Source organism: Halosimplex litoreum, from assembly GCF_016065055.1.
Taxonomy (GTDB): domain Archaea; phylum Halobacteriota; class Halobacteria; order Halobacteriales; family Haloarculaceae; genus Halosimplex; species Halosimplex litoreum.
Window position 1 is genome coordinate 59,077 of record NZ_CP065856.1, and the last position, 13,215, is coordinate 72,291.

The 13,215-nt window shown below is 70.0% G+C and carries 11 protein-coding genes; 7 read left to right on the forward strand and 4 right to left on the reverse strand.

The features are described 5' to 3' along the window. Positions 1-918, reverse strand: a complete 918-nt coding sequence (locus I7X12_RS00345; RefSeq protein WP_198061911.1) for a PspA/IM30 family protein — start codon at positions 916-918, stop codon at positions 1-3. Between the two features lie 229 nt (positions 919-1,147). On the opposite strand from I7X12_RS00345, the gene I7X12_RS00350 reads away from it, so the two are divergent. From I7X12_RS00350 to guaA, 4 genes are all read left to right on the forward strand, one after another. Next, entirely contained in the window at positions 1,148-3,241 is a 2,094-nt protein-coding gene (locus I7X12_RS00350) for a hybrid sensor histidine kinase/response regulator (RefSeq protein ID WP_198061912.1), read from the forward strand. Between the two features lie 143 nt (positions 3,242-3,384). Continuing rightward, complete coding sequence (locus I7X12_RS00355) at positions 3,385-4,023, forward strand: alpha/beta hydrolase (RefSeq protein WP_394355619.1); 639 nt, start codon at positions 3,385-3,387, stop codon at positions 4,021-4,023. A 123-nt stretch (positions 4,024-4,146) separates the two neighbouring features. After that, entirely contained in the window at positions 4,147-5,823 is a 1,677-nt protein-coding gene (gene pyrG, locus I7X12_RS00360) for a glutamine hydrolyzing CTP synthase (RefSeq protein WP_198061914.1), read from the forward strand. Then, on the forward strand, positions 5,823-6,740 hold the full coding sequence (gene guaA, locus I7X12_RS00365) for a glutamine-hydrolyzing GMP synthase (protein WP_198061915.1): 918 nt from the start codon (positions 5,823-5,825) through the stop codon (positions 6,738-6,740). The genes pyrG and guaA overlap by 1 nt, the downstream gene beginning before the upstream one ends. 25 nt (positions 6,741-6,765) lie before the next feature. On the opposite strand, the gene I7X12_RS00370 is transcribed toward guaA, so the two are convergent. Next, positions 6,766-8,100 (reverse strand): PQQ-like beta-propeller repeat protein, encoded by a 1,335-nt coding sequence (locus I7X12_RS00370; protein ID WP_198061916.1) that lies wholly within the window; start codon positions 8,098-8,100, stop codon positions 6,766-6,768. 119 nt (positions 8,101-8,219) lie between these two features. On the opposite strand from I7X12_RS00370, the gene I7X12_RS00375 reads away from it, so the two are divergent. The 3 genes from I7X12_RS00375 to I7X12_RS00385 all read left to right on the forward strand — a co-directional run bounded on the left by I7X12_RS00375 (position 8,220) and on the right by I7X12_RS00385 (position 10,169). Next, complete coding sequence (locus I7X12_RS00375) at positions 8,220-8,558, forward strand: DUF7126 family protein (protein ID WP_198061917.1); 339 nt, start codon at positions 8,220-8,222, stop codon at positions 8,556-8,558. 84 nt (positions 8,559-8,642) lie between these two features. Then, entirely contained in the window at positions 8,643-9,425 is a 783-nt protein-coding gene (locus I7X12_RS00380) for a hypothetical protein (protein WP_198061918.1), read from the forward strand. A gap of 78 nt (positions 9,426-9,503) precedes the next feature. Further along, positions 9,504-10,169, forward strand: a complete 666-nt coding sequence (locus I7X12_RS00385) for a hypothetical protein (protein WP_198061919.1) — start codon at positions 9,504-9,506, stop codon at positions 10,167-10,169. A gap of 27 nt (positions 10,170-10,196) precedes the next feature. Here the strand turns inward: I7X12_RS00385 and I7X12_RS00390 are convergent, their stop codons facing one another. Together I7X12_RS00390 and I7X12_RS00395 are read right to left on the reverse strand one after the other, a co-directional pair. Continuing rightward, the gene (locus I7X12_RS00390) at positions 10,197-10,871 is read right to left on the reverse strand and encodes an MBL fold metallo-hydrolase (protein WP_198061920.1); all 675 of its coding nucleotides are present in this window, start codon (positions 10,869-10,871) and stop codon (positions 10,197-10,199) included. A 130-nt stretch (positions 10,872-11,001) separates the two neighbouring features. Then, positions 11,002-13,173, reverse strand: coding sequence for a beta-glucosidase (locus I7X12_RS00395; protein WP_198061921.1), 2,172 nt, complete (start codon positions 13,171-13,173; stop codon positions 11,002-11,004). Positions 13,174-13,215 lie beyond the last annotated feature (42 nt).

A 13,215-nucleotide genomic window follows, 5' to 3' on the forward strand; every position in this document is an offset into this window, starting at 1 on the left:
CTACTGCTCGTCTTCTTTCAGCTCTTCCAGTTCCGCTTCGACCTCGGAGTCGTCGACGGACGCGTCCTCGCCGGCGTCTACGTCCGCCGCGTCCACGTCGGTGTCGACGTCCATGTCGACGTCGGCGTCCTCGGTCGCGGAGTCGGCGGTCCCGCTATCGTCGTCCGAACCGCCGCCCGTCCCGCTCGCGCTCTCGGCCTCCTCGCTGGTCTCTGTCGTCCCCTTGCCCATCTCGCCTTTGAGCGTGTCGAGCTCGGCGTCGACGGAGCTGTCGGTGCTGAGCTGCTCGAGCTCGCGGTCGATCTGGTCCTTGTCCGAGAGCACGTCGTCGAACGCCCCGCTCTCCTGGAGTTCGTCCATCGCCTGCGAGCGTGCCTCCATGTCCTCGGTGCGTTCCTCGGCGCGCTCGATGGCCCGGCCCACGTCCTCGAACTCGTCGCCGGCGCCGGTCATCGCCTCGGAGACCTTGGTGCTGGCCTCGGCCGCTTCGTAGCGGGCCTTCATCGTCTCCTTTTTCGTGCGGAACTCCTCGATACGGCTCTGGAGGGTGTTCTTCTGCTCGACGAGCCGGTCCTGCTGGTTCTGGAGTTCGGCGATCTGGCTCTCCAGACCCTCGATCTGGCTCATCTTCTGCTTTTTCTTCTCTAGCGCTTTGCGCGCCAGGTCGTCGCGGTCCTGCTGGACCGCCTCGCGAGCCTGCTCGTTGTGTTTCTCGACGTTCTCTTCGAGGCGGCGCTTCTGGATCTCCAGGCGCTTTTTCTGGGTGGTCAGGTCGGCGATGCCCTGTTTGACGTCCTGCAGCTGGTCGCGCAGTTGCTCGTAGGAGTAATCGAGCGTTTCGGAGGGGTCTTCCGCCCGGTTGAGCACCGCGTTGATCTTCGACCGGACGACGTACGAGGCGCGCGAGATGATTCCCATACCCCTCGCTTTGTGCCCGAGCCTTTAATTGTTTTTCAGCCACAGAGTGCCTCGCGTCGGGCTTGTGCGCCCGGGTCGGGTTCGCGGCGGCCCCCGGAGTCCACGAGTGAGGCCACCGGGCTACGGCGGACTATCCGGAGCATGGTAATTCGCTCCGATCCGAAAGAAGACTCTCAGGCACGATACTCGCGGCCCAATCGTTTTTATCGGGTGCCTCCTGATGGGGATCATGACTGAGGCGTCGCAGGGCGAAATCCGGGTCCTTCACGTGGACGACGACCCGGACGTGTCCGATCTGACCGCTACGTTCCTGGAACGGGCCGACGGGCGGATCACCGTCGAGACGGCCGCCGACGCCGCGGAAGGGCTCGATCGTCTCGAGGACTACGCGTTCGACTGCGTCGTCTCCGACTACGAGATGCCGGGGATCGACGGGATCGAGTTCCTCGAGCGGGTGCGGGAGGAGTGTCCGGAACTCCCCTTCGTTCTCTTCACCGGGAAGGGGTCGGAGGCGGTGGCGAGCGAGGCGATCTCGGCCGGCGTGACCGACTACCTCCAGAAGGAGACCGGCACCGACCAGTACACCGTCCTGGCGAACCGAATCGCGAACGCGGTCGAACACGCCCGCTCTCGCCGACGGGTCGAACACAGCGAACGCCGACTCCGCAAGATCGTCGACTCGCTGCCCCACCTGGTCTACGTCGTCGACGAGACGGGCACCTATCAACTGGTCAACGAGGCGCTCGCGGCGTTCCACGGCACCACCGTCGAGGCGATCGAGGGGTCGACCGTCGACGAAGTGCTGAGCGACCGGGCGGCAGCGCAGTTCCGCCAGGACCTCCAGTCCGTCGTCGCGACGGGGGAACCGAAACGGCTCTCGGGCATCGAAGTGGCCGACGCCGAGGGGGACACCCACGTCTTCGAACCGCAGATCTACCCCTACGACATCGGCGAGACCGACGACCGAGCGGTACTGGGCGTGACGAGAGACGTGACCGAACGAGCGGACCGCGAGCGGAAACTCGAACGGCTCCAACACAGGACGCGGGCACTGATGCACACCGAGACGCGCGAGGAGACCGCGCGAGCGGCGACCGAGGCCGCCGACGCCGTCCTCGAAGCCCCGCTGAGCGGCGTCTTCCTGCGGGACGAGGACAGCGAGCGACTCGAACCGACTGCGGTCGTCGACGCCGTCCGGGAGGTGTTCGACGAAGTGCCGGTCTACCCACGCGAGGCCCCAGCGGGGTCGCGGGCCGCAGTGCTCTGGGGCGTCTTCGAGTCGGGGGAGCCGGTCCGCGTCGACGAGGTGTCGGAGTGGGACCGCCTCGACGAGGAGAGCCCCGCCCAGAGCTTCGTCGTCCACCCGATGGGTGACCACGGCGTGTTCGTCGTCTCCGCCGAGCGAGCGCACGCCTTCTCCGGAACCGACGAGGTGCTCGCCGAGATCCTGGCGACGACGCTCGAAGCGGCGCTCGACCGAACCGAGCGCCGGGCGGAACTACGACGCCAGCGCGACGAACTCGAACGGAAGAACGAGCGCCTCGAGGCGTTCACGAGCGTCGTCAGCCACGACCTCCGGAACCCGTTGACGGTGCTCAACGGCGCGATCGAGGCCGCCGAGGCGACCGGTGACTCAGAACAGTTCGAACGCTCTCGGGATGCCATCGACCGGATGGACACGATGATCGAGAACCTCCTCGCACTGTCCCGAGAGGGCGAATCGATCGCCGAGCCGGAACCGGTCGACCTCGCGCGGGCGGCCAACCGCGCCTGGGGCGCAGTCGAGACCGACGCCGAACGGGTCGCGGTCGAGACAGACCTGACGGTCCGGGCCAACCCCGAGCGGCTCGCGCGGCTGCTGGAGAACCTCTTTCGCAACGCCGTCGAGCACGGCTCGACGAGCCCTCGGTCGCAAGTTCCCGAGGACGCCGTGGAACACGATTCCACGGACAGTCGGCCAGGGGCCGACGACGCCGACGGAGCGAGCACCGTCGAGCCGTCGGGCGTTGACACGTCCGACGACGCCGTCGAGCACGGCGACGCGGACCGCGTGGTGGACGACGCGTCCGCCGAGCGCGACCTCGTCGTCCGTGTCGGTGACTGCGACGGCGGCTTCTACGTCGCCGACGACGGGCGGGGGATCCGTGAGGACGTGCGCGGCGACGTGTTCGACTCCGGATTCTCGACGCGGTCGGACAACACCGGCTTCGGCCTGGCCATCGTCGAGCGGATCGCCGAGGCCCACGGCTGGCGCGTCGACGTGACCGACGACGAGGCGGGCGGTGCGCGCTTCGAGGTGACCGGCGTCGAGTCCGTCGAGTGAGGGCCCCCCGGTCGAGAGCGACCCCGACCTCTCGTCGAGTGAGGGCCCCCCGGTCGAGAGCGACCCCGACCTCTCGTCGAGCGAGGGCGTCGACGGGGAGTGCCCGCCGAAAGCTTCGAGGTGCCGACCGACGAATGTCGGTCGTGAGCGAGCCAGTGGCGGTCCCCGGCGGTCGCGACGTGCGCGGGTCGCTGGACGAACCGGACGACCGCGCCGAGCCGACGGCCTGCGTCGTCGCCTGTCCGCCCCATCCGCAGCTGGGCGGGTCGCGCTCGGACCGCCGGCTGACCGCGGTCGCCGACGCGCTGACCGACCGCGACACCGCCTGCCTGCGCTTCGATTACGGCGAGTGGGGCGAGGGTCGGGGTGAACTCCGGGACACCCGGGCGGCCGTCGCGTGGGCCGCGGAACGCTACGGCACGGTCGGCCTGTTCGGCTACAGCTTCGGCGGCTGTCTCGCACTCGTCGCGGCGGCCGAGCGTGAAGACCGAGAGACCGAAGGTTCGACCGAGTCTCTCGCGGCCGTCTCGGCGCTGGCACCCGCGTCGCGGGTCGGCGACGGCACGGAGGCGGTCGACGCCGTCGTGGCCGTCGAGCGGATCGACTGCCCCGGCCAGGTCGTCTACGGGAGCCGGGACGACACCGTCGACTGGGCGCCGGTCGTCGAGCGGGCGCGCGAGCGGGGGCTCGAAGTGGCGGAACTGACCGCAGACCACCACTTCGTCGGGCAGGCGGGGAAGGCGGCACGGGTCGTCGCGGACTTCCTCGACGGCCGGGTCTGACCGGGTCGTCGACGGATCAACGAACCGACCGGATCGGCGGTCCGCGGCCGTCACACGTTGACAAACGACCGGATCTGAAACGGCTCCCGAAACGGTTTTCAGGTCCCACCGCGCACGGTCGGTATGCCGACGGAACCGGAGACAGGGTACGACGAAACTCTGGGGAACAAGTTCGTTTTCGTCACCGGGGGCGTCATGTCCGGGCTGGGCAAGGGTATCACGGCCGCCAGCACCGGGCGACTCCTCTCGAACGCCGGCTTCGACGTGACCGCGGTCAAGGTCGACCCGTATCTCAACGTCGACGCCGGGACGATGAACCCCTTCCAGCACGGGGAGGTGTACGTCCTCAAGGACGGCGGCGAGGTCGACCTCGATCTCGGGAACTACGAACGATTCCTCGACATCGACATGACCTCGAAGCACAACGTGACCACGGGCAAGGTCTATCAGTCCGTCATCGAGAAGGAACGCTCGGGCGACTACCTGGGCAAGACCGTCCAGGTCATCCCACACGTCACCGACGACATCAAGCGGCGCATCCGCGAGGTCGCCGAGGGCAGCGACGTGTGCATCATCGAGGTCGGCGGCACTGTCGGGGACATCGAGGGGATGCCCTACCTCGAAGCGCTCCGGCAGTTCGCCCACGAGGAAGACGAGGAGGACATCCAGTTCGTCCACGTTACCCTCGTGCCCTACTCGAAGAACGGCGAGCAGAAGACCAAGCCGACCCAGCACAGCGTCAAGGAGCTGCGCTCGATCGGCCTCCAGCCCGACATCCTTGTCGGCCGCGCCGACGACCGGCTCGACCCCGAGACCAAGGAGAAGATCGCCCTCTTTTGCGACGTGCCGACCGAGGCCGTCTTCTCGAACCCCGACGTGCCCGACATCTACCAGGTGCCGCTGATGGTCGAGGACGAGGGCCTCGACGAGTACGTCATGGAACGGCTCGGCCTCGCCGACCGCGCCTTGCCCGAATCGGAGCGCCACAACGAGTGGCGCGAGCTGGTCACGCAGGAACAGACCGGAACCGTCAACGTCGCGCTGGTCGGCAAGTACGGTCTCGAAGACGCCTATCTCTCCATCTACGAGTCGCTGAAACACGCCGGGCTGGCCCACAACGTCAACGTCGAGACCGAGTGGATCCACGCCGAGGAACTGGCCGACGGCACGGACGGGCAGCTCGACGGCATGGACGCCGTCGTCGTCCCCGGCGGGTTCGGGTCGCGGGGCACCGAGGGCAAGATGGAAGCGGTCCGCTACGCCCGCGAGAACGACCTCCCCTACCTGGGCCTCTGTCTGGGCTTCCAGCTCGCGGTCGTCGAGTACGCCCGGAACGTCCTCGGGCTGGAAGGCGCTCACTCCGCCGAACTCGACGAGGAGACGGCCTACCCGGTCATCGACATCCTCCCCGAGCAGGAGGGCGTCGACGACATGGGCGGGACGATGCGCCTCGGTGCGCACGTCACCGAGATCGAGGCAGACACGCTCGCGGCGGAGATCTACGGCGACGACAGCTGCACGGAACGGCACCGCCACCGCTACGAGGTCAACCCCGAGTACATCGACGACCTGGAAGCCGCTGGGCTGCGCTTCTCGGGCAAGTCCGGCCGCCGGATGGAGATCCTCGAACTCCCCGACCACCCCTACTTCGTCGGGACGCAGTTCCACCCCGAGTTCCGCTCGCGCCCCGGCCGGGCGAGCCCGCCGTTCGTCGGTCTGCTCGACGCGGCGCTGGATCTGCAGGAGGGGTCCGGTGAGGACGATGCGACCGTCGCGGAGACCGAGGAGGTGGAGGTCTGATGGTCGACGTCGACTCGTTCATCGACGAGAAGCTGACGGAGATCGCGGAGGAGATCGGCGACGCTAACGCCGTCATCGGCCTCTCGGGCGGCGTCGACTCCTCGACGGCCGCCGCGCTGGCCTACGAGGCCATCGGCGACCAGCTCACCGCCGTCTACGTCGACACCGGCCTCATGCGCAAGGGCGAGACCGACCAGATCCGCGAGACCTTCGACTACATGGACTCGCTGCGTATCGTCGAGGCCCAGGACCGGTTCGTCGAGGCGCTCGAAGGCGAGACCGACCCCGAAGAGAAACGCCACATCATCGGCGAGCAGTTCATTCGGGAGTTCGAGGAGGTCGCCCGCGAGGTCGACGCCGACTACCTCGTCCAGGGGACCATCTACCCCGACCGCATCGAGAGCGAGGGGACCATCAAATCCCACCACAACGTCGGCGGGCTCCCCGAGCGCATCGACTTCGACGGCATCGTCGAGCCCATGCGGGACCTCTACAAGGACGAAGTACGGGAAGTCGCCCGCGAACTCGACCTCGAAGAGATCATCTCCGAGCGGATGCCGTTCCCCGGCCCCGGTCTCGCAGTGCGGATCATCGGCGAGGTCACCGAGGAGAAACTGGAGGTCGCCCGCGAGGCCAACCACGTCGTCGAGGAGGAACTCAAAGACCACGACCCGTGGCAGGCGCTCGCGGCGGTGCTGGGCAAGGCCACCGGCGTCAAGGGCGACAACCGCGTCCACGGCTGGGTCGTCGCCGTCCGTTCCGTCGAGAGCCGCGACGGCATGACCGCCCGCGCACAGGACGTCGACTGGGACACCCTCCAGCGCATCCAGTCGCGGATCACCGGCGAGAACGACAACGTCGCTCGCGTGCTGTACGACGTGACCCACAAGCCGCCGGCGACGATCGAATACGAGTAAGCAGTTCGCCGCGGATCGCAGATTTTCAGTTCCGCCCGAACGCCGCGAGCCCTTCGTCCGTCGCGACGACGTAGTACTCGCCGGCGACGGCCTGGGGGCCGACTCGCGGATTCTCCCACTGCGCTACCGTCGCGGAGCCGACCCGTTCGTCGGCCGCCGGGTCGACCGCGCTCGCGGTCAGTTGCCCGTCCTCGACGGTGGCCCCGTAGAGGAAGCCGTCGGCCGCGACGAGGCCGCCGTCGGTGTCCATCCGCTCGACGGAGCCGTCGCCGGTGTCGACGGCGAAAAATCCCCACTCGCCGCGTCCCATGCCCTGGACGTAGACGGTGTCGTCGAGGACGAGCGCCATTCCGTAGAAGGCGGCCTGTTCGAACTCGTCGTCTTCGCCCTCGTAGTTCGCGGGGTCGTCGCCCTCCGGGATCGCCGTCCACAGCTCCGAGCCGTCCTCGATATCGACGGCGACCATCCCGCCGGTGTCACGGTTGGCGACGCGCCCGCAGACCGCGTAGGCGACGCCGTCGACGACGACCGGCGAGTTGAACGGCGCGCCCCGTTCCTGATAGAGAACGGTGTAGAAGTCGTTGCTCAACCTCCAGCGCCGTTCGCCGCTCTCGCGGTCGACGGCGTGGATCTCGTCGTGCGCGGTCGCGAATATCGTGTCACCGGTCACCGTCGGCGGGTATCGATTGCGCCAGAGCGGGTCCTCGCCCGGCGCGTAGCGGGACTCGCGGCTCCCGTCGTCCGCGTCGTACGTCGCCAGGAGCCGGTCGCCGACGACCAGCGAGCCGCCCTCGGCCGTGACCGGCGACTCGTACGGCGTCTCCAGCGACGCCTCCCACTCGGTCTCGCCGTCGGCCGGCGAGAGCGCCGCGAAGCCGGGGCCGTCCGAGAACGTTCCGACGACGAGACGCTCGCCGTCCGAGCCGAGCGTCCGCGCCGGCGAGGTCTCCCCCTCGCCGTCCGCGTCGGACACCGGGAGCGACCGCTCCCACTGGCGCTCGCCGGTGGCCAGATCGAACGCCGAGACGACAGTCTCCCAGCCGGAGTCGTCGTTGACGTCCGCGGCGGCGAAGACCGTCCCGTCGAGGACGACCGGCGAGGACGTGGCGCCCACTCTCGCGGACGCGTCGGACTCCTCGCGGTAGCCAGCCGTCCACGCCACCGAGAGGTCGCCGCCCGGCCCGGGTGCGGAGGGGTGGACGGCCGCGTTGCGGGGACCGAAGCGAGCGCTCGGCCAGTCGGTCTCGCCGGGTTCGAACGCGGCCGACTGGCCGATACCCGCGGGACAGCCGGCGAGGGCGGCACCGCCGGCGACACCGAGCGCGCGGAGGAGCGAGCGTCGTCGGAGGGACGTGTCCATGTCGGGCGTTCCGGAGGGACTGGTAAGTGTTTTTTCCTGTTCGCGTGACCGGTTTCCGGACCCGCGGCTTGGCTGTCGGAAACGTGAGACACAAGCCCCCGGGTGTCGTGGCTGTCCGTATGAACGCAGTTTTCGCAGGCAGCGACACCGAAGGGTTGGCCGACGAGTTGCGCGAACGGGGGGCGACCGTCGGGATCGTCGACGGCGTCGCCAACCGACCCGCGCTCGAAGACGCCGGCGTCGTGGACGCCGACGTGTTCGTCCTCACCGACGTGGGCCAGGCAACTTCGATCGTCGTCGCGAGGGATCTCAACCCCGACATCCGGGTCGTCGCCTACACCCCCGACTCGCTCCCGGAGTTCGTCAGCGGCCAGCAGGTCCTCGCGATGGACCCCGCGCTGTTCGACGCCGACACCGTCGCCGAGGAGCTGATCGACGCCGGTGACGACAGGGAGTAACGCCGGCGTCGGCCGCTCCGACGGTACCCGGTCGTGTCGGACCCGGGGCAACACTAATGTCCGTCCGCGGTATATTCTATTGACATGACCGAACTATCGACCGGCCCCGCGGTGAACGCGTCGGCGACGGCGGCGGCGCTCTCCGCGTGGCGCGAGGGCGTGGGCGCCCTGGTCGGCGGCGCGCTCCTCGGTGGCGCCCTCCGGTCGCTGCTCGCGATCAACGGTGTCGCGGCGCCGTCCGCGGCCGCGTTCGTCGCCGGCGGCGCGCTGGCCGCGGTCGTCTGCGTCCTCGGCCTGATCGCGGTCGCCGCGGCCCGCCGGACCGTCCGATTCGGTCGCGACTCCCTCACCGTCGAAGGCGGACTCCGACCCGGTGCGACCGCGGTCGACTACGACGACATCGACCTCGCGATCCGCCGCGAGACCGCGAGCGACCGGCGGCTCGGGACGGCGAGCTACGAACTGGTCCGCTCGGGCCAACCGAACCGCTTCCTCGGCCACCTGCGCGAGCCCGACGAGTTCGAGCGGGCGCTCGACGCCCGCGTCCCCACTCCTCGGGAGCGGGTCGGTGCCGTCGACGAGGCGACGGTCCGCGAGGGGCTCCAGCGGAGCCGCGTCTTCTGGCGGGGCTGGCCGAGCGACGAACCGCTCCCTCGTTCGGCCGTCCTGCGCGACGAGACGCTCGTCGGGAAGCTCGACGGGGAGGGAACGGTGACGCCCGCTCGCGGCGGGGACGACGAACGACCGCGTCCCTCGACGCCCGGCGCTGACCGGCCGGCTACGCTCGACGGGATCGCTCGCAACGGGAACGTCAGCCAGGTCGAGGAGTTCTCCGGAGGGACCGGAGGCGACGGAGTCGCCGAGTAACCCCCGGGCGGCCGGAGCCGGCTCCCCGCCGTCCGCTCCGCCACGAAGCTTATCCCCGCTCGCCGAATAGTTAGCACGATGACCGATCCGATCCCGAGCGAACGGTTCGCCGGCGCCGTTCCCGCACTTGGGTCAGAGCTGCGCGTCCATCGCGACCGGCTAGAGTACGACCCCGGTGGACTGCGCGGGCTCGTCAGGGGGCCGAAGACCGTCGATATCGCGGAGATCGATCTCGTCGTCCGCCGCGACACGCGGCTGGACCGGCTGGTCGGCGCCGGGAGTTACGACCTGATCCGCTCCGGGGAGCCGACGGTCAGGCTCTCCCACCTCGCAGATACCGAAGCGGTCGAGCGCACGCTGGGCGGCCGCGTGCCGGTGCCCCGGGACCGGGTCGGGGCGGTCGACGACGCGGAGACCCGTGCGGCGCTCCAGCGACGGCGGGTCGCCTGGCGGCGCTGGCCCGACGACGAGCCGCTCCCCCGTACGGCCGTCGTGACCGAGCCCGACCTGGTCGAGCGGCTCCACGTCGGGGTGGAGATCGAACGGCCCGAGGTCACCCGTGTCGAGGACGCCCGCCTCTCGGACGTCACCGCCGCCGACTTCGAGAACGGGAACTTCCCCGGCGGCGGCGGAGGCGGGGACGCCGACTTCACCGGCGGTACCTCGCGTCACTCGCCGGGACTCGCCTCCAACGAGGCCGGTGCGGAGAAGAACGTCGGCAGCGAGTCCGGCGGCGAGATGTGAGCCGTCGACCCGTCCGGTGAGCCGAGATCAGAGTCGTCCCGCGAGGTCGACCAGACGGTCGCGACCCCCTCGTTCGAACGGGACGCCGTGACCGACGGCCGCGACTTCGAACGCAGTGGCTTCCTCGCTCAGCTCGCGGATGCTCCGCCGGACCTCGCTCGTGTCGGCCGAGATGATCCACGGCGAGGGGGCGAGATCGCCGTCGGACTCGCGGACCAGATCGCCCAGGACCGCGATGCCGAGGGCTTCACTCACGTAGGCGACGTGGCCCGGCGTGTGGCCGGGCGTCTCGCGGACGGTGAACGAGCCGACCTCGTCGCCGTCGGCCAGCGGGACGACGTCGTGTTCCGGCGGTGTGACCAGCGGACCGACCAGCCGCTGGAACGCGCCCTTGGGGACCGAGAACGGCGGCGTCTCGCGGCCGGCCACCAGCGGTGCGTCCCCTCGGCCCGCGTATATCGTGACGTCGAGGCCGTCGAGACGCGCGATGCCGCCGACGTGGTCCAGATCGTAGTGGGTGACCAGCACCCGGTCGAGGTCGGCGAGCGCGAACCCCGCGTCGACGACGGCGTCGAGCACGCGACCGCCGTGCCAGGGCATACCCGCGTCGACGAGCGTCAGCGTCCCACCGTCGTCGACCAGATAGGCGTTGACGCCGCCGAGTTCGATCCACCAGGCGTCCTCGGAGAGTCGCGTGACCATGCGGTCGTGTACGGCCGTCGATGGGATAAAGCAGCGGTCGCGGATACACCGGCGGTCGCGGCGCGAGCACTCGTGATCGGAATTCCCGGCGCGACGGCCCGCGACCCGCTTTCGGCCGTCGAGACGGCCGTTACCGTTCGATCGTCACGTCGAGGGGGCGGTCCCGCGAGGACGAGCCGAGCGAGACGACGTGGTCGCCCGAGTCGACGGTCCAGCCCGATTCGGCGTCGTAACGGCCGAACGCCCGCTCGTCGACGTCGACGGTGACGCGCCGGGACTCGCCGGCGTCGAGCGCCAACGAACGGAATCCGCCGAGCTCCCGCGGCGGCCGCTCCAGGTCGTCGGGCGCCGTCGGCGAGTCGACGTACGCCTGGACGACCGTCCGGCCGGCGCGGTCGGCGGTGTTCTCGACGGTCAGTTCGACCGTCGAGTCGTCGACGGCCTCGGCGTCGCGGTACTGGAAGGTCGCGTACGAGCGGCCGTGGCCGAACGGGTAGGTCGGTTCGGCGTCGGCCGCGTCGAAGTATCGGTAGCCGACGAGCAGGCCCTCGTCGTAGTGGACCTCTCCGTCGACGCCGGGGTACCGGTGCTCGGCGGCGGTGGGATAGGCGTCTTCGGGGGCGAACGTCACCGGGAGCCGCCCGCCTGGGTCGCTGTCGCCGTAGAGGACGGCCGCGGCGGCCGAGCCGTGTGCCTGGCCGGGGTACCAGCTCGCGACGACGGCGGCCACGTCCTCGCGCCAGGGCGTCTCGAACGGGCCGCTCGTGTTCGCGACGACCACCGTCCGGTCGTTCGCGGCGGCGACCGCCTCGATCAGGTCGTCCTGGTCGCCGGGGAGCGCGAGCGTCTCGCGGTCGGCGGCCTCGGTCGCCTGATCGCGGACGAACACGAGGGCCACGTCCGCGTCCTCGGCGGCTGCGACGGCGTCGTCGACGGACACGTCGGCGCCACTCTCGTCGCCGCTCTCCTCCCCGTCGTCGCGTTCGAACGCGTCGAACAGCGAGATGTCCTCGACTCGGGGGTGGCCGCGGGCGACCGAGACCGGCCCCGCCGCGCGGGCCTCGATCCCCTCGACGGGGCTCGTCTCGGTGAACGGCGTGGTCTCCGAGGAGCCGCCGCCGCCGAGGATCGCCTCGTCGACGTTCGGGCCGATCACGGCCACGTCGGCGTCGTCCGCCAGGGGCAGGACGCCGTCGTTGTCCAGCAGGACCGTCCCGCGGGTCGCGATCCGCTCGGCGAGGTCGCGGTGGTCGGGCGTGTCGACCGCGCCCTCGGGTTCGCCCGCGTCGGCGCTTCCGTCGAGCAGGTCGTGGCGCTCCAGCTGCGTGAGCAACCGGCGGACCATGTCGTCGAGCCGCGATTCGGGCACCTCACCGGCTTCGACGGCGTCGGCCAACTCCTCGCCGTAGAGCCCGCCGGTCGTCGGGTCCGGCATCCCGTCGGCGTAGTCGGAGCCCCCCTGGGCGTCGAAGTCTTCGTCTCCGTCCTCGGGCCCGCTCGCCCCGCCGTCGTCGCCGTCGTCGCCCGGCGCGCCCATCGACTCCATCAGCTCCTCGGCGGAGATGCCGGGCATCTGGAGGTCCAGCCCGCCGTTGGCGGTGCCGACCACGCTCTCGGTGCCGAACCAGTCCGACATGACGACGCCTTCGAAGCCCCACTCGCCCTTCAGCGTGTCCGTGAGGAGCCCCCCGTGTTCGCTCATGTACGTCCCGTCGACGCGGTTGTACGAGGACATCACCGCGCCGGCGCCGGCCCCGACGGCGTCGCGGAAGCCCGGCAGATACAGTTCCCGGAGAACCCGCTCGTCGATCTCGGCGCTGACGGTCGCGCGGGCTGTCTCCTGGTTGTTCGCGACGAAGTGCTTCGGCGTCGCGACCACGCCCGTCGACTCGATGCCGTCGACGACCGCGGCCGCGAACCGCCCCGTCACGACCGGATCCTCGGCGTAGTACTCGAAGTTACGCCCGCAGTGGGGGACCCGGATCAGGTTCAGTCCCGGCCCGAGCAGTACGTCCTGGTTTCGGCCCTGCGCCTCGCGGCCGAGCGCCCGAGCGAACTCGCGAGCCAGTTCCGGGTCGAACGACGACGAGAGCGCCGTCGACGCCGGGAACGCCGTCGCCGGCTCGTCCGTGCGGACGCCCAGCGGGCCGTCCGAGAACCTGACCGCGGGGACGTCCAGACGTTCGACGCCAGGGACGAACCCCGTCGCCGTCCCCTCGGTGTCCGTCGCACCGTGGGTCAGCCGTACTTTCTCCGCCAGCGTGAGTTCCGAGAGCAACTGCTCCACTGTGTCCGATGGCATTGACTGGACGTTCAGTCAGGATCGGCTTAATCGTTACGCCAC